We start from the raw sequence: 18,083 nt of genomic DNA, 5'->3' as shown, positions 1-18,083 counted from the left end.
TAGAAAAACTTTTAGATTTGAGCAATTGAAACATTATTATAATAACATTCAATCATTACACAATGAATCTGCATGAATATCAAGCCAAAGAACTATTAGCTAGTTATGGCGTGCCTATCCAACGCGGTGTTGTCGTTGAAAATCTAGACGATATCGAAACTGCATTTGCTAAATTAAAAGAAGAAACAGGCACTAGTTGGTGTGTTGTTAAAGCGCAAATCCACGCTGGAGGACGCGGAAAAGGCGGTGGAGTTAAGTTGGCCAAAAACATGGACGAATTAAAAACACATGCTGGTAATATCTTAGGTATGATGTTAAAAACACCTCAAACTCCTGGTGGAATGGATGGTGAGGGTAAATTGGTTCGCAAGATTCTAATTACAGAGGATGTTTATTATCCAGATGCGGATGGTAACATGGATGTGAACGAATTTTACTATTCTATCTTGATGGACAGAGAGCGTAAATGTAATGTAATCGTATATTCTACGGAAGGTGGTATGGATATCGAGAAAGTAGCAGAAGAAACGCCACATTTGGTACATAAAGAATATATTCACCCTCATTTAGGTTTGCAAGCGTACCAAACACGTAATATTGCAAGCAATTTAGGTCTTGAAGGAGATGCATTCAAAGCAATGACAAAATTTGTTGCGGCAACATATAAAGCTTTTGTAGGAGCTGATGCTTCTTTGGTAGAAATCAATCCTTGTTTGAAAACTTCAGATAACAAAATTGTTGCTGCTGACTCTAAGGCTTCTCTAGATGAAAATGCATTGTTCCGTCATCCAGACTTGGCGGCTCTACGTGATGTACACGAAGAAGATCCTGCTGAGGTAGAAGCTAAAGAACATGGCTTAAGCTTTATTAAGTTGGATGGAAACGTAGGTTGTATGGTAAATGGTGCTGGTTTGGCAATGTCTACGATGGATATTATCAAATTATGTGGTGGCGAGCCTGCTAACTTCCTAGATGTAGGAGGTACTGCTGATGCCAAGCGTGTTGAAACTGCTTTCCGTATCATTTTGAAAGACGAAAATGTAAAGGCAATTTTGATTAATATTTTTGGTGGAATTGTTCGTTGTGACCGTGTGGCACAAGGTGTTGTTGATGCTTACCAAAATATTGGTGATATCAATGTTCCAATCATTGTACGTTTACAAGGAACTAATGCAGAAATCGCTAAGCAATTAATCGACGATTCTGGGCTGGATGTACATTCTGCTGTAACTCTACAAGAGGCTGCTGATAAAGTAACTGAATTGGTAGGTTAAAAAGAATCTAATAAAATAAAAATTAAAGGTTGTTGCCAATTGGTAGCAACCTTTTTTTTTGAACAAAAAATAGCTTTTTAGAATGTATTAAAGTTAAAAAATGCTTGATAAAGAAAGGCTATTGGAATGAAAAAGCTTATTTTGTAAAAAATAACCATATATAGACCGCCATTTATTAATTACTTATCGACTGTTAAACAGAGCATTTTATGGAAAAGTTATTCCCAGTTATTTGCATTCTATTCCTACAGACGTTCTCATTGTGGGGGCAGCCAAACGATGTTGTTGCTACTTTGGCAGCAGAGTCTAAGAAAGTTACTCGTTGTTTTACCAATGAAAAAGTAGCAGAAGCTATTCAAAAAAATGCTGTTCTTAGAAAACGAAAGGCTGTGACAGAAGCAAGAATCAATCGCTACATAGAGCAAGAAAAGCTTGCATTTAAAGGGAGAAATGCACCACCTGTTTATACTATTCCTGTTGTGGTACACATCGTATACCGAACAGCGGCACAGAATATTTCAGACCAACGAGTTTATGAACAATTGCAGGTTTTGAATGAAGATTATAGAAGAACAAACGCCGATGCAAGTAATGTTCCTACTACCTTTGCTGGGGTTGTCGCCGATACAGAGATTGAGTTTTGTCTAGCGACCAAAGATCCTAACAATAATGCAACAACAGGGATTACACGAACTCAAACGTCTGTTAATAATATTGGCAATGGTAGTGCTTATTACTCCACAGCGGCAGGAGGGATCGATATATGGGACCCCAATAAATACTTAAATATATGGGTTTGCGAACTTGGCGGTGGAGTTTTGGGATTCACGTACACGCCCGGAAGTGCACCTAATGGTGCCGATGGAGTTGTTATTGGATATCAATATTTTGGTAAAACAGGAGCAACAGCACCTTACAATGGAGGTCGAACAACTACTCATGAAGTAGGACATTGGTTGAATTTGCAACATGTTTGGGGACCAGGAAATGGAGGCTGCAATCAAGATGATGGAGTGACCGATACTCCTTTGCAAGATCAAGCATACAGTGGTTGCCCCACACACCCTGCTACGTCTTGTGGATCTGCTGATATGTTTATGAACTTTATGGATTATGTGAATGACAATTGTATGAATTCGTTTACTGCTGGACAAAAAACTAGGATGAGAGCTGCTATTGCTGTTGCTCGACCTGGCTTATTGACATCACAAGCTTGTGTTATTGCTAGCCATGATGCTGGAATTTCTGCCATTAACCATCCTAGTGGAGCAATGTGTACGAATTCTTTTGTACCAGAGGTGACCATTAAAAATTATGGAGCATCTCCCTTGACTTCTGCTGTAATTAACTACCAAATTGATGGGGGCATGGTGATGACTCAAAACTGGACAGGAAATTTGCCAACAACACAAACGGCTTTGGTTCAGTTGCCACAACAAACAGTAACAAATGGTGCTCATATGATAACCGTTTGGACTTCCTTGCCCAATGGCAATGCAGATGGAGACTCGAATAACGACCAAAGCTCAACGCCTTTTACGGTCTCTGTTGGAGGACTAGCCTTACCGTTTTCAGAAGGTTTTGAAGGAGCTACTTTTCCTGCTGTAGGTTGGAGTGCATCTAACCCTGACAATGATGTTACTTGGGCACGAACAACAGTAGCATCAAAAACAGGAGGTGCTTCTATGTTCATGGATAATTGGGATTATCCTGCCAATGGTGAAAAAGATTGGATTTCACTGCCTGCTCTTAATATGAGCAATTCATCTACGGTAACCATGACGTTTGAATTAGCCTATGCCTTGTATTCTGCCTCTGGTTTTAGTGATACTTTGCGTCTTTGGGCTTCTGATGACTGTGGGCAGACTTGGACGAAAATCTATGAAAAAGCAGGCACTGCTTTAGCAACTGTTGCCAATCTGCAAGCCTCGGAATTTGTTCCAACGACTGGAGATTGGAGGAAGGAAACCATTGATTTGTCGGTTTATAAGAATGCCTCTAATGTTCAAATTCAATTTGAGCATGTTTGCGATTATGAAAATAATTTGTACGTAGATGATATTAACATTACGAATACGCCTGGACTAAACGTAACAACCTTAAACCAAACTAAAGGCAACCTAAATATATATCCCAATCCAACAACAGGTCAATTAAATGTTGATATCCAGTTGCCCAAACAAGCAGCTCTTGTTATTACGGTGTACAATGCTTTAGGACAAGAAGTAGGGCAGCTACGAGATGAAAATGTGATTGGTGGAAATTATAAATTAAACCTTTCTGATTTGACATCAGGGGTTTACTACATACAGGTGGCAGGCGGAGGAACAAGAATGATGCAAAAAGTAGTCTTGAAATAGGCTTATTAAGCTGTTCGATAAGGAAATTAATGCCATGAAAATTTAAAGATTAGGAAAATCATAACGTTATAATTAACAATAGTTCGTTGAAACCACGCAGTAGCAGCGAACCGAGTTATGCGAGTTCACGACCGTAGGGAGCTAATTAACGACCACGAAGTAGCAGCGTAGCTAACTACTAAATTAATAGTAATACATGAAAACAGCCCTAAAAATAGGATTTAATAAAACAACTCAACATTGGAAAGCAGCACTTGTAGAATCGAGAAGTTTGATTGCAAAAATTATTTTAGTCACTTTATTAGAAAGTTTCTTTTTACATGAATGTGTATTGCTATTAGCGTTTGATGTTAATAATTATTATAGCTTCAAGTCTATTGTTGATGTTGATATACTAGATTTTTCTGACAATGAGAACAGTGTAATTATCTACTTGTTGGGCATGACTCGAAGTTTTTTTTATGAATTAACGATTTTAAATAGTTTCTTTTTAGGCGTGTATTGGCATCATACAGGGTTGCCAAAAACAGGTACAAGGAATAGTACTCCTAGTATGGATAATGTACTAGATGTACCAATAGAACATAAACAAGGGCGTTTAACAGAAGTATTACAATATATAGAGAAAAGTGTCCGCATTCGTTATTTTCAGATGGTTGTATTACTTATTGTTATACAAATAATTGGTAACCTCATTGGCAACTTCTTGTACGATGTACTAATATTGGTAGGGTATACTTATTACTGGATTTTAGGAATGGTACCCTATTTATTATTGTTGTTATTGTACCTAAAATGGTTAGGGCTTTCATTTGAACAGTTTTGGCAAGCAAACGGGAAATGGATTGGGATTGTTGTCGGAGCGATTGTTCTTCCTAGTATTGGGAGGTATGTTGGCAGAATTATTCGCACTGTACTAGCCGTTATTATTGCCGTTTTTGCAGAGGTTGTCAATATAAATGCTTTGTTAGGTTTTATAAGTATTTTGTTATACAGCTTTCTTTGGTTGACATTGATTGGTATTTTTTATTCTCAAACCCTAATTTATTTTAAGAATGAACAAGAAGCTTAATTATGTCTTTAGGGAGGTCGTTGATAACTATAAAGACAGTTACATTGGAAACAGTGCCTTTTATATTAGCTTTGGATTACTGTGTTTATTTTTAGGTGTGTCGATTGTAGGAGGAATTTATCTCTTTGATATGCATATTTTAATTACATTGACAGAGCTGGATAACATACATTATATCTATGCTTATTTACTGCTACTTAGCTTACCATGTGTAGCAACCTTAAAAAGAGACCATCGTAGTAATTTGAAGTTTTGGCAAACATTAGCTCAAAATATGGGCGTCTTTTTGTTGTTGGGAGGATTAATTGTTGTCGGTTGTTTTGTATTATTTGCCTATCAAAATACATTAGGAAGTTATACTTTTTTTATGTCTGTAGGAGGATTTGTTGAAATTGTGGGCAATTTTTCTGTCGCCTTGATTTTGTTGTTTGTAATCAGGCAGTTAATGGATAAAAATATTCCTTTTTTTGAACTGATGGTAGAAGCATTTTTCTTAGCGATTATCTTGTTTGCATTAATTCAAGAGTTTCAGTCCTTTTTTGTTTATGGTCTGATGGAGAGCTTCCGATTTATTTTTGGAAGTGATTTTGGTGAAATTGTTTTAACACCCATTCTTTTTATATTAGTAAATCTAGTTTTAAGCCCAATGCTGGTTCTAATCACCACATCATTAATTGAGTATAAAGCAATAGAAAATAACCCCCCAAATCCACCTTTAAATTCAGATTTTATCAAAAAAGAAGGAGAGTAAGGCATTTAGAATAACTAGGTTTCTATCAGTTGAGGGTTATGACTCAGAAATCATAATTGTTCTATTTTTTCTAAGTACAGGACAAAAGTTTTAATTCCTGAAATAAAGTTAAAAAGTTAAGTAAACGTTCTTTGATATAATCTAAGCCAAATCTAAAAATACTAAAGAGTTTAGCTTTTCGAGTTTTTAGTTTTTTTATTGGAATTTTACCCCCTCTTTTGATTAACCATTCTCCTGTTTTATAAGACCAAACAAAGGCTATTGCAACAAGAAATAGTAGACTGGATAATCTAGATGGTGCTGTTACATGAGTATCCTCAAAATTAAATCCTCTTGTTTTACAAGCTGAGAAAAAAACTTCGATTCCCCAGCGTTCTTGATAAATTCTTTTACCTTTTGAAATAGGTTTGTTACTTATCAAAATAAGCCATTCAGATTTACCTAGTTTCTGACCTCCAATATAAAGTTGGTGCTTGAAAAGTATTCTTTGTTTTCTCAAAGCTTTAAAAGTTGATTGGCTAAAGTATTTGCCAACTTTTACTTCTTTTATTTGTCCAAACTTTCGCATCAAACTGTTACTTCGGATTCTAATAATAAAAATTAAAGGCAAAGATTTTAAATAGCTTATCCATTGATTACCAATAAACTCACGGTCTGCTAACAAATATTTGATTTGCCCTTTTTGCTTTATTGTTAAATGACTCATCAAGCTTTGCATTAAATCTATCCGTTCCTGTTGAGAAGAGTTACCTCTTTTGTCTAATAGAGTCCAAATAAGTGGTATTGCTGTTCCATTATAGCTAATACCTATTAGTAAAATATTGATGTTGATTTTCCCAAATTTCCAATTGGTTCTATCAATGCTCAGAGCTACCCACTGATTACTAAAAACAATGAGTTTCCAAACTAATTGAATATAGCACTTACGACAGAATTTGTATTCTTTCATGAAACGTTGAATCCTTTTGAAATTAGATTCTCGTTTTGCAAAAGGGTTCAATACCAGCGAAAGTTGAGCATAGCTAATGCTGCTCATTTTTATTATGGAAATAACCAGCTTACTCAACATGGTCAATCGCTGACTTTGACCAGCAAAATGATCAGATAATATATCTTTAAGAACTTTTTCTGTATCTTTCATTCGGAGTTATTGAAGTTTGTAAATAGTGATTTCGCAACTACTAATTTACTAATTTTTCAATTTCTCCATTTTTTGTCCTGTACTTAGCTATTTTTTTCAAACCTTCTAAAGCGGGCGGATAAGCAGCATTGAGTTCCAATATTTCAGAATAGTACAGTCTTGCTTGTTCCAAATCATAAACTTCAAGGTATAATTCAGCTATTTGTAGCATTAATGGAATATCAAAAGGGCTTTCTTGTAAGGCAAGTTTGTGCCATCGAACGGCTTTCGTATACTCCTCATTTTCTAAGGATAATTCCATCAGTGCTTGTAGAGGTTGGTAGTAAAATTCATTTTCTTCCAATGCTTTTTCAAAGTAAGTCTCTGCTGCTGGCAAGTTCTGAAAGCCTTTCCATTCAATAGCTCCTAATAGATAATATGTTTCATCTAAATTATAATAAACACCAGATAGGGTAAGGTGTAAACTCTTCAAAGCGAAATTTTTGGCTTCTTCCCATTTGTTTTCTTCAAACAGAAAATGAGCCAATGCAAAAATAGCACGATTAAACTTAGGGTAAAGCTGAATGCAGCGTTTCCATGTTTCTATTGCAGCTAATTTATCATTCAAATCGTGTTGATAAAAAGAGGCTAAATTGTAAAGAATATCTTGATGCGGCTGTTCCTGATAAATTTGATTATAATGAGTAATAATTTGTGTTTTGTGTATTTCTAATGTTGAGTTAGCAGTATATTTTTCTTGTAAGGAAGCTAAATAACAGAGCATAATATGGCTAGTTTTGGCACCGTTGTTAATCGCCAATTCGTAATAGTGTAGTCCTTTTTCAAATAAATCGCTATGTTGACAAAAAATAGTACCAACTTCTGCATAGACAGCTGCTCTAGCGGGTGTTTTAAGCAGCCATGGTCTATAATTAAGTTCGTTAATGGCAAATCGTTTGAATAGATTCTTATCCGTATGAGTGTAATCGCCATTATTTAGAATCAAATGAAGTAGATAAATAGGCGATTTTTCTAATTGAAAGCTGGGAAGTACTTGTTGTACAAGGTTGATAAGTTGGGATTCAGGATAAAAGGCGAGGAAAACTTCGATAGGAATTAACAGCTTAGGAATGGCATAAGGATGTAATTCTAATAGTTGAAGTGCAATATTTTGGTTATTATCATCCAAACTAAGCAATAAATCAGGAATTTTTGAAATTTCTTCAGAAGAGAGCTTTGTCATGCGAAGTGGAGTTGTGAAAGAAAAAACAGCAAACAAAGTGAAACTACCTTATTTGCTGTCTTTATTTTGAATGAAATTACTTAATCATCTGTATTTGAGTTAGCCGAAACTTCTTCTTCTACATCTATATCATCTATGTTGTCATTGCTGGGCCAATATAGAGATAGTTCAATGCCAATATTGAGCGCACCCGCTAAACGAATTAGTTTTGGGGGTAAATAGTTGCACTGGGTAAATTTTGTTTCTTCTAACTCGCATTCGTAAGGAAGATCAAAGCGCCAGTCGTCAATTTGATGACTCTGACCCAATTTGACCAAGTAAGGAGTATAGACTTCTAAGAAACTAATCATATCAACAATTTGTCCCTCCATATCATCCCAAGAACGGTCGCTAACTTCGCAAGAAAATCCATAGTCGGTATGAATAGAGTCTTGAGCGGCTATTTTAGGTTTGTCCCCTTTCTCATGCGATTGGTAAACAGGTAATTCTGGGTGTTGCTCCAAGAATTCTTTAAAAGAATTCGTGTTGCTGGTCACATGAAATATACACATATTTTTGTTGGTTTTGTTAAAAAACTACTCTAATGATGGCGCCATCCTTGAGCAATCAATTCCTTAATGCTTCCACCTGATGTATGTAGATTGATGCCATCTTCAGGTTTTGTAATTTCTCCAATGATGCGAATGTCCATATTATATCGAATCTTTTCAGCATCCTCAGGTTTGATTGTAAAAAGAAGCTCGTAGTCCTCGCCACCATGCAAAGCACAAGTCGTAGGAGGCAGTTTGAAATCAATTGCTTTGACAGAGGTTTCTTGTGCAATGGGCAAACTTTTTTCCTCTATAAAAGCACCAACATCAGACATGCGACAAATATGCAACAAGTCAGAAGATAAACCATCAGAGATATCAATCATGGAGGTTGGTAGCAAGTTAGCTTTTTCGAAAAATTCAAAAATGTCTTTTCGAGCCTCTGGTTTCAACAAACGCCCAACGATATAATCTTTATTCTCCAAGTCTGGTTGCATATTAGGATTTTCCAAATAAATTTGTTTTTCTCGCTCCAATAATTGCAAACCAACATAAGCACCTCCTAAAAAGCCTGTTACACAAACCAAATCACCAACTTGAGCCGTATCTCGATAAACCAATTTGTCTTCATCGGCTACTCCCAATGCGGTAATACTAATGGTTAGTCCTTGGACGGAAGAGGTAGTGTCTCCTCCAATTAAATCCACACCATACAATTCACAAGCCGCATGAATACCTTTGTAGATTTCATGCACCGCTTCTACGGAAAAACGATTGGAAATTGCTAAAGAAACTGTAATTTGTGTCGGTCGGGCATTCATTGCATAAATATCCGATAAATTTACAACGACAGCTTTGTATCCCAAGTGCTTGAGCGGTGTGTACACCAAGTCAAAGTGGATATTTTCTACCAACAAGTCTGTAGAAATAACTGTTTTTTGAGTTCCATGATCGACAATAGCGGCATCGTCGCCAATACCTCGTATGGATGATTTGTTTTTTAGGTTGACGTCTTTGGTCAAGAATTCTATCAATCCAAATTCTCCTAAATCGCTAAGTTCTGTTCTTGCCATGTTTATTCTTATTTTATAATTTCTATTCTTTGACAATAGTTAGCAGCATAGTTAACTCAATAGTTCGTTGCTTTTTTGTCTTTTTGGTGAAAAAGTAAAAAACTAAGCTTGCGCCCTCATGAGCGTAGCTAACTACTATTAACTACTACTTTAATCTACTACAATCTATTTCGCATATTGCAAAATAAAAGGATTATGCTTCTTTTCTGCTCCAACGGTAGTTGGGCTTCCATGACCAGAGTAAACAGTTGTATTATCTGGTAAGGTCAAGAAGTGCTTAAAAATACTGTTCATTAAGGTGTCCATATTACCTCCTGGCAAATCAGTTCGTCCAATGCTACCTTGAAATAAAACATCTCCACCAATGATAAAGTTATCTTCTTTGCAATAAAAAGAAACGGAGGCGGGAGAATGCCCAGGGGTGAACAAAACATGTAGTGTCGTATTGCCAAATGTAATGGTATCGCCCTCTTGGATAAATCTCTCTGGGTCAGGATCAGGAGATTGTTGTACATTCGGGATACCGTACATCTGAGAAACTACAGGAACCGATTCTAGAACAGGCAATTCTCCTTCATGAATTTCTAAAGGAAGTTGGTACTTCTCTGCTACGTAACGGTTGCCAAAAACGTGATCTAAATGACAATGTGTGTTGATTAAACGAACTGGAGTAAGGTTATTTTCTTGAATAAAAGAACTCAGTGTATTGCGCTCGTCTTCTGTATAACATCCTGGATCAATAAGGATACATTCCTTAGTCTCATCATAAATAAGGTATGTGTTTTCTGCAAAGGGGCTAAATGTAAAAAAATGAACCTGTGCCATATAAATTATATTGTTATGTTTTTAATAAGTGCATGAGAAAAAACGGAGTCTGCTTTGTAAACAGCCTTATAAACTATTTTTGTAGGTATAACAAATCCAATCTAATTGATCCATTGATAGATTGAAATAAAGTATTGGGTCAAATATCTATCTTCAGAAAGATGTCATTAAAACGTAATTATATCAATCAATAAAGTTTGGAACCAATTATTGTTCAAACAATTTTGTGCGTAAGAAACGAACTGGTTTTATTTTTGTGATTCATTTATTAGTACAAATAAAAAATTTAGAGGCAGATTTTTGTAAAAAATATGTTCTCAATTTAACCTCAAACTACAAAAATACGTTATTATTAATATAATACCTCAATGGAGTATAGAAAATCGTCTAATTTCCTGTCATAAAAAGCAGAAAATAACAAGGAGAGATGTACTGGGGAGTAAGAGCCATGTTAGGTTCGTTCTATCTCATAATAAAGTAAGCTTAGTTCGTTCGATTGGTACAGTCATAAGCTTATTCGTTTTCTATTTTTTTTGATAAAAAATTCTTAGAAGAACAATCACTTCAAAAGAATTGCTTGACTTATAACTATGATTCAACAACGCAATTATCTTATCACGGGATTTCGTGCCTTATTTTTGACCATGATTTTTTTGTCAACAGCAAAAAGTCAGGTAGTTAGTACCGACTTTGGTCATAACAGACTTCAATACGAGCAAAAAAAGTGGTTTCGATACGAGTCTACTAATTTTCAATTGTCGTATGCCGAAAATGACAAGAAGTTGGCTCAGTATGTTTTGCCTGTAGCAGAACTAGATTACATAGAGTTATCTAGAATGTTTGAGCATCAATTAAAAAAACGAATTGAAATTATTATTTATAGCGACTATAGTGATTACCTCCAAAGTAATATTGGAGTGAAAAGATATACTGTGAATCAAGGTGGAACAACAAAAATTATTACTCCTAAAGTTCAAGTCTATTTTAATGGAAGTCATGCAGATTTGCGTCAACAAATTCGAAAGGGGCTTGCGGAGGTTTTGTTGGGTAAAATATTAGTGGGAACCAACATTCAAGAAATGGTACAAAATTCTGTGTTGATGAACCTTCCTCAGTGGTTTGTTAAAGGAGCTATTGCTCATGCAACAGAGGATTGGAATACAGAAATGGATAACAAGCTGAGAGATGTGTTGTTGAGTGGTAAATATGAAAACTTTGTAGAGCTAGCAAAAAAAGAACCTTTATTGGCTGGTCAATCTCTATTTCATTTTGTGTCGCAAGAGCATAGCAAGTCAACCGTTTCTAATTTATTGTATTTGACAAGAATCAATAGAAGTGTAGAAAATGGATTTTTATATGTTTTTGGCAAGACGTATTATCAAGTAGTAGGAGCTGACTGGTTTAACTATTATAGTGAGCGTTATAATGCAGATAACAAGCAGCGTCGATTTCCCAATAAAGGACAGGTGGCTTTGGATATTCCTCCTAAGGGGATTGTTAAAAATCTAAAAATTAGCCCTAATTCAAACTATATAGCGTATACAGAGCACAATCAGGGCGTACGAAAAGTAATTGTTTATGATTTAAAAACGGAAGAAAAAACAGTTTTATTTAAACAAGGAGAACGAGATTATTCTGGCGATTATGAATCTAATTATCCATTAATTGCATGGTCGAAGACAAGTGATAAGGTTATTATTATTCATGAAAAAAGAGATAAAATAAAAATCCGATACCAGCCAATTAATAAAAAGGCAGCAAAAGATCGACCCATAGAAGGCATTGAGCGAATCATTGATTTTGATGTATTAAGTAGTTCCAGTTTAGTATTCACAGCAATTCAAGGGGGACATTCTGATTTGTATATGTACAATGGAGGGCTTCCAAAGGCAATTACAAATGATTTTTGGGACGAAAAGGAGTTGGCGATTATTACTTTGAGAGGACAAAAAGGGATTGTATTTTCTTCTAATCGTACATCAGCTCGAATCAATTCTATGCGGTTTACAGACCAATTGCCTCCGAATAATTTTGATCTGTATTTTTATAATTTAGAAACAAAGTCTAAGGATTTAATTCAGTTGACACGAACACCTTTGGCAAATGAAACGCATCCTATTGCAATGGGAAAAGGCGACCATTTTACCTATTTAAGTGACGAGAATGGTTTTTACAACCGATATGTAGCCAAGATTGATACAGTATTACTGAGAGAAGAGCGTGTACTGATCTTAGAAGATGGAACAGAGCTGGTAGTAGCATTGGATACTGTTTATAGCCATTTGCCTGTTGACAGTACCTATATTCGTCCAATATATACGTTGACGGGAGTAGGGCATGCAAATACAGATTATAGTAGAAACATCTTAGAACACGATGGTAGTTCTAGCAAAATAGCCGATCTGATTTATAGAGATGGGGCTTACCAAGTATTTGTTCGCGATGCCAAGCCCGAACGCAAGATGGAAGATGTTCAAAAAACAGTTTACCGCCATATCATAGAAAAAATGAGTGGTTTGTATAAAGGGGAAAAAAGTACGGTTGCGTTTAAAAAGTCTACCAAACAACCCAAAGAGACCGTTTTGCCAAAGCAATTAGAACTGGAGGAACCTAGTCCTGTGCTAAAGGATACGAACCCACCAGTAGATACGGGCAAGATTGATATTGACAATTACGAATTCCAAAGCGAATTTGAAGATGTTGAAGAGCCTAGAGTTGACAAAGAAGAAGATAAAAATGTTACTCCAACGATTTTAGTAGAGGATGGTGAAGATATCAGGGCTACCCCCAATAATAAGAAAAAAACTAAAACTGTCTTGACAAACTCAGAGACAAAAGTGGTGGCTTGGAACGAAACCCATGCTAATAAATATAAGAGCTTGTTTCGGGTAGATAAGGTGACGTTTCAGATGGATAATACTCCATTGTACAATGGTATGGATATGTATTTAGGAAACTATTATCAATTCCAACCTTTAAGCTTTGCTCTTAAAACTGGATTTGTAGATGTTTTTGAGAACTTCTATTTAGAGCTCGGTCTTCGAGTGCCATTTGATTTTAATGGCATGGAATATTTTATTAATGTAGAAAATAAAAAAGGATTAATTGATCAACGCTATTCCTTTTATAGACGTGGGCGCATATATAACTACGTAGTCGTAGATACTGTTACTAATGTTTCCATAGAGGCTAGAGGGCGTACTGTAAAGCATTTGTTGCAGACAGAATTGAAGTATCCTTTGTCTAAATTTCAAAGCTTGCGAGGCATTTTTAGTTTGCAATTGGATAAAGTGGCTATCTTAGCTGAAGAGTTAAATAGTCTTCAAGTTCCTGTTTATCATGAAAATAGATTGGGGTTGAGATTAGAGTATGTATTTGATAACACTTTAGAATTGCGCTTGAACGCTAGAAAAGGAACGAAGTTTAAAGGTTATTTAGATTTTTACAAGCCTTTTTCAGTTCAAACTCAAGATGAATTCAAGGTTGGTTTTGAAGGTGGTTTGACGACAGCGATAGGATTTGACGCTAGACATTATTTAACTTTTGACAACAAAACTATCTTTGCATTTCGTTTGGCAGCAGCAAGTTCGTTTGGTCAACAAAAAATCTTATACTCTTTAGGTGGAGTTGAAAATTGGATGTTCCCAACAACTAGTACAACAGTTACATTGCCAGAAGCTGGTAGTTATGGCTTGCAGACATTAGGAGCTAATATGAGAGGTTTTAATAATAATGCTAGAAATGGTAGTTCGTATGCACTTGGAAATGTTGAAATGCGTATTCCAATTATAGATTATATCTCAAAAAATCCGCCAAGAAATGCTATGTTAAGGAGCTTACAATTAGTTGCGTTTTTTGACGTAGGAACTGCATGGCAAGGAGCTTCGCCATTTTCTACAGACAATCCATTAAACACAACTGTCATTGACAATAATGGTCCTGGGTCGATTTCTCCTGTAAAGGTGACCGTGAATTATTTTAGACGACCAATTTTGTTTGGTTATGGATTTGGAATTAGAACGGTTTTACTAGGGCATTATTTCCGCTTGGATTATGCTTGGGGAGTAGAAACAGGACAAGTTCAAAATCCTATTTTATATTTGTCAATAGGCTCCGATTTTTAAAAATAGTGCAATGAATAGTAGTGTAGCTGAATTTTATTAATTATCAAGCTAATATGAATAATTTTGTGATCGCACGAGCGTAGCTAATACTAATTGATAAAATAGGAATAAAGAATGTATCATTGTGCAACATACGGCTTATTCTTTATTTATCTTTTATGAAAACTTGAGGAGCAGCACTAGCTGGAGGTGCCGAAGAAGCAAGCGGTTGTTCTCTTTTCTTGATAGGAAGTACCCTTGTCTCTCCTGTGACGGCATCTTCAAAAGCAACGGTTGTTACTGTTTCAGGAATATAAATAACATAAGAAACTTCTTCTCTACATTGTTCGCCTTGAAGTATCATTGGTTGCCTAGATTTGTCCTCCAAACGGAGACCGCTTCCACCATCCGCAGAAAGAAATAATTCGTAGCGTCCTTTTTCAATTAAAACGTCTAGAAAAAAAACATTTGGAATACCCAGCAAAACTTTTCCTGTTACCATCAAGCGTGTTCCCTTCATTTGTTGAATTTCAACTCTTGATGTATGGAGTTTTAAATACATAGTAGAAGGAGGGGTTTCAGGATCTTGCTCTGTTGCTAGTATTTGGTGCAAGTACTGAGAAACGTGACTTTGAGAAAAGCTGTATTGAAACGTAATGAATAAAAATAAGAATGATAGTAGGATGTTTTTATGTAGCATTGTTTCCCATTTAATTATGATAGCAAATGTGGCGCGCGATACTAAGTTTGGCTAAACTTAGAGGCGAAAAAAATAGACCATGTTTTTAAATCTTTGGATTACTGTTTTTTATATGTTTTGTTTTTTTAGAATTTGTTTTCATTTTTGAACAAAAAAATAGAAACGGTTCAGGTATTATAATATAATAATAATTTTAATTAAAACCAAAAAAAAGCGCTACACCATTGAGGTGTAGCGCTTCTAGAGGACAATAGATTAATCTATTGATTATAGATATAGCACATTAATTTGCTACATGATGTAGCAACTATTTATTTCGATTAATAGTTATTGTTTTTTTCTTTTCTGCACCATTTTCATCCATTAATATAAATTGATAGGTTCCGTCCTCTAGCGTTTTTACATTTAACGCATTATAATTGTTGCCGTCTTGGACTTGTATATTACGATTGGCAGCCAGTTGATACCCTTCTTCATCAAACATCTTCATGGTCAGATTTTTTTGTTCCTCTGATTTTAATGCAAAAACGAATACATCATCGTTGACTTCGTCTTCTGCCTGCATTTCGATGTCTAATACCTTAGCAACTTTTTCAGCTGCCATTAAAGAGGTGTATAGAGTTGCCACAACTTGTTGATCATCCTCTCCGTCGTCCATTATAAGAATAACAGCTACCATTTTATCTTCTTGAGTAGGTGCATCTATGGCAAAGACCGAGCTAAACGTGAATATTAATATGGCTATTGATAATAGAAATTTCATAATTATGTTTTTTAATTAAAGAATGTGTCAGTCATCTTATCATTGATAAAAGACAAATTGAATAAAATGCTTGAACTATATTTCGTCAATAGTTCGTTGAAGTCACGCAATCGTACCATAGGGAGTAACAAAGCAAATCAACGTAGTATTGATGTTTGGTATAGTTCATCAATGATGTTTAGTGGGATAAGCAAAATTTAGATTACCAGCAAGGGATACCGTCAACTGAAGAAAGGAAGTTCTAGTAGAGAGAGACAATAATTTAGATAGAAATTATTGAGAAGGTATCGCTTAGAAGACCAACTACTATTTTAACACTAAAAAAACAGTATTGTTCATTTTTTTAGAATAAAATTTTAATTTTTTGATTAAATTGAATTATTTGATAGAATAGTGATGATAATTTAATAGATTGTTTTGACTAGATGGCGTAGGTATAAAGAGTCTCTACCTATATTAATCGTTAATTCTATTGGTTCAATAGGGGCAAGTACTTAAATAGACATGTTTAAGATGTAATCATCTCCACTCAACAACAACAAAACAATCTTATGAAACAGAAAATGCATGCTTTTGATATTGGTATTTTAGGAACAATGGATGCTACAGAAATAGCCGAGCAAATTAAGAAAGGTGCCATTAGTTCTAAAGAAGCGGTTCATTGTGTTATAGAACGTGCCCAAGCACTAAATCCAACGCTCAATGCAATTGTAACGGATTGTTTTGAAAAGCCTGTTGTTCAAAAAGAAGAGAAGGATGCTTATTTTAAAGGAGTGCCTACTTTTATCAAAGATTTGACACATGTAGAAGGTTTACCAACCTTACATGGCTCTTTGGGAGTACCTGCGGTACCTCAGAAAAAAAATGAAAAAAATACTCAACAGGTATTATCTACTGGATGTGTTGTTTTAGGTAAATCAAGTACTTCGGAATTTGGACTTTTGCCAGCAGTAGAAACCTTACAGCAAGGAACAACACTTAATCCAATCCACTTAAGTTATTCGACAGGAGGTTCGTCTGGAGGAGCAGGAGCTTTAGTCGCATCTGGAATTGTACCGTTTGCACATGCCGCAGATGGTGGCGGCTCTATTCGAATTCCTGCTGCTTGTTGTGGGCTTGTTGGGCTAAAACCAAGTAGAGGGCGAGATATGGAATCGCCTACTTCTATGTTGCCTATTGATATTGTTTGTCAAGGAATTGTTTCTAGAACAGTTCGAGACTCTGCTAATTACTATGCAGCAGCTGAAACTTATTATGCCAATCCTCAATTGCCTAAGATTGGCTGGATTGATCGCCCGCTTCAAAAGCGATTAAAAATAGGTGTCTTTACAGAAACACCAACCCAAATCAAAAGCCATCCAGAAGTCGATGATGTTACTTTATCGGCAGGAAGATTTTGTGAAAGTTTGGGGCATCAGGTAGAGTTAATTTCAAATCCATTTACACAAGAAACCAAAATTGATTTCTTGGCTTATTGGAGTTTTATTACCTATATGCTGTATCGATTTGGAAAGGTTTCTTATGGAATAGGTTTTAATAATTCGAAATTGGAGGTTTTTACAACTCAAATGGCAAAGGTTTATCCTAAAGTGATGTTTAGCACTGCTAAGAGTATTAAACGTTTGAAAAAATTTACGAATTATTATAATAGTCTATATGATCAATACGATGTCTTGCTGAGTCCTGTCTTGTCCCATCCTGTACCTGAGATTGGGTATTTTAGCCCAGAGAACAACTTCTTTGCTAGTATAGAAAAACTGAGCCAATATGTAAATTATACAACGTTTCAGAATGTAACAGGAGCCCCTGCCATTTCTTTGCCAATGGGACAATGTAAAAATGGCTTGCCTTTGGGGGTGCAGTTGGCTGGAAAATTGGGCGATGATCGCCAATTATTAGAATTAGCATGGGAAATAGAAGAAAAAGGTGGATTGATGGATTGGACAAAAATAATTCAAGCAAACCATTCTATTAAAAGTTAGAAATGTAAGTTTTTATTTATAGTAATCTATTGGAGTAACTTAAGCTATTCCTATGGATTGTATAAAGCTTATGCACCTTTAAGAATTTTGAAATAATGTTGTAGCTATTTAGTATAGCCATTTAATAGTGAATGGACTTGGTTGGTGGTTTGGGAGGTAAGCTATATTTTATGCTTGATTTAGTGCTTAATATAAGAACTCTAGCTCTGAATTGGGTAAGTTAGAAATGTAATTTGAGCTTATTGTTGATACAGTATACGGATGAAAAAGCAATCGTTTTAACCGTA

Annotated in this window: 13 protein-coding genes; 6 read left to right on the top strand and 7 right to left on the bottom strand. The window is 35.5% G+C overall.

Features of this window, described 5'->3' with window-relative positions:
• The first annotated feature begins 62 nt into the window (after nt 1-62).
• The 4 genes from sucC (at nt 63) to CG11_RS07320 (ending at nt 5,457) form a co-directional block, all read left to right on the top strand.
• Nucleotides 63-1,274, top strand: a complete 1,212-nt coding sequence (sucC, locus tag CG11_RS07335; protein WP_052594652.1) for an ADP-forming succinate--CoA ligase subunit beta — start codon at nt 63-65, stop codon at nt 1,272-1,274.
• A gap of 209 nt (nt 1,275-1,483) precedes the next feature.
• The gene (locus tag CG11_RS07330; RefSeq protein ID WP_081909490.1) at nt 1,484-3,634 is read left to right on the top strand and encodes a M43 family zinc metalloprotease; all 2,151 of its coding nucleotides are present in this window, start codon (nt 1,484-1,486) and stop codon (nt 3,632-3,634) included.
• A gap of 196 nt (nt 3,635-3,830) precedes the next feature.
• Nucleotides 3,831-4,706 carry a hypothetical protein gene (locus CG11_RS07325; protein WP_052594648.1) on the top strand — a complete coding sequence of 292 codons (876 nt, stop codon included), beginning with the start codon at nt 3,831-3,833 and terminating at the stop codon, nt 4,704-4,706.
• Nucleotides 4,690-5,457 (top strand): hypothetical protein, encoded by a 768-nt coding sequence (locus CG11_RS07320; RefSeq protein WP_052594647.1) that lies wholly within the window; start codon nt 4,690-4,692, stop codon nt 5,455-5,457. Before CG11_RS07325 ends, CG11_RS07320 begins: the two co-directional genes overlap by 17 nt.
• A gap of 70 nt (nt 5,458-5,527) precedes the next feature.
• Here the strand turns inward: CG11_RS07320 and CG11_RS07315 are convergent, their stop codons facing one another.
• The 5 genes from CG11_RS07315 to CG11_RS07295 form a co-directional block, all read right to left on the bottom strand.
• Entirely contained in the window at nt 5,528-6,598 is a 1,071-nt protein-coding gene (locus CG11_RS07315) for an IS4 family transposase (RefSeq protein ID WP_052594644.1), read from the bottom strand.
• Between the two features lie 40 nt (nt 6,599-6,638).
• Entirely contained in the window at nt 6,639-7,820 is a 1,182-nt protein-coding gene (locus CG11_RS07310) for a hypothetical protein (RefSeq protein WP_052594641.1), read from the bottom strand.
• Nucleotides 7,821-7,900: 80 nt separating this feature from the next.
• On the bottom strand, nt 7,901-8,371 hold the full coding sequence (locus CG11_RS07305; protein WP_052594638.1) for a hypothetical protein: 471 nt from the start codon (nt 8,369-8,371) through the stop codon (nt 7,901-7,903).
• Nucleotides 8,372-8,400: 29 nt separating this feature from the next.
• Nucleotides 8,401-9,423: a thiamine-phosphate kinase gene (gene thiL / locus CG11_RS07300; protein WP_052594636.1), complete on the bottom strand. Its 1,023-nt coding sequence runs from the start codon at nt 9,421-9,423 to the stop codon at nt 8,401-8,403.
• Between the two features lie 165 nt (nt 9,424-9,588).
• Nucleotides 9,589-10,248: an MBL fold metallo-hydrolase gene (locus CG11_RS07295; RefSeq protein WP_052594634.1), complete on the bottom strand. Its 660-nt coding sequence runs from the start codon at nt 10,246-10,248 to the stop codon at nt 9,589-9,591.
• Nucleotides 10,249-10,838: 590 nt separating this feature from the next.
• Here CG11_RS07295 and CG11_RS07290 point away from each other — a divergent pair.
• Nucleotides 10,839-14,372, top strand: coding sequence for a hypothetical protein (locus CG11_RS07290; RefSeq protein WP_052594632.1), 3,534 nt, complete (start codon nt 10,839-10,841; stop codon nt 14,370-14,372).
• Between the two features lie 145 nt (nt 14,373-14,517).
• On the opposite strand, the gene CG11_RS07285 is transcribed toward CG11_RS07290, so the two are convergent.
• Both CG11_RS07285 and CG11_RS07280 read right to left on the bottom strand, forming a co-directional pair.
• A complete protein-coding gene (locus CG11_RS07285) occupies nt 14,518-15,051 on the bottom strand; it encodes a hypothetical protein (RefSeq protein ID WP_052594630.1) in 534 nt (177 codons plus the stop codon).
• 307 nt (nt 15,052-15,358) lie between these two features.
• On the bottom strand, nt 15,359-15,814 hold the full coding sequence (locus tag CG11_RS07280; protein WP_052594629.1) for a hypothetical protein: 456 nt from the start codon (nt 15,812-15,814) through the stop codon (nt 15,359-15,361).
• Nucleotides 15,815-16,365: 551 nt separating this feature from the next.
• Between CG11_RS07280 and CG11_RS07275 the strand changes: the two genes are divergently transcribed.
• Nucleotides 16,366-17,796 (top strand): amidase, encoded by a 1,431-nt coding sequence (locus tag CG11_RS07275; RefSeq protein ID WP_052594627.1) that lies wholly within the window; start codon nt 16,366-16,368, stop codon nt 17,794-17,796.
• Nucleotides 17,797-18,083 lie beyond the last annotated feature (287 nt).

It is taken from the genome of Aureispira sp. CCB-QB1 (assembly GCF_000724545.1).
In the GTDB taxonomy this organism is placed as follows: domain Bacteria; phylum Bacteroidota; class Bacteroidia; order Chitinophagales; family Saprospiraceae; genus Aureispira.
This window is presented reverse-complemented; position numbering and strand designations above follow the sequence as displayed.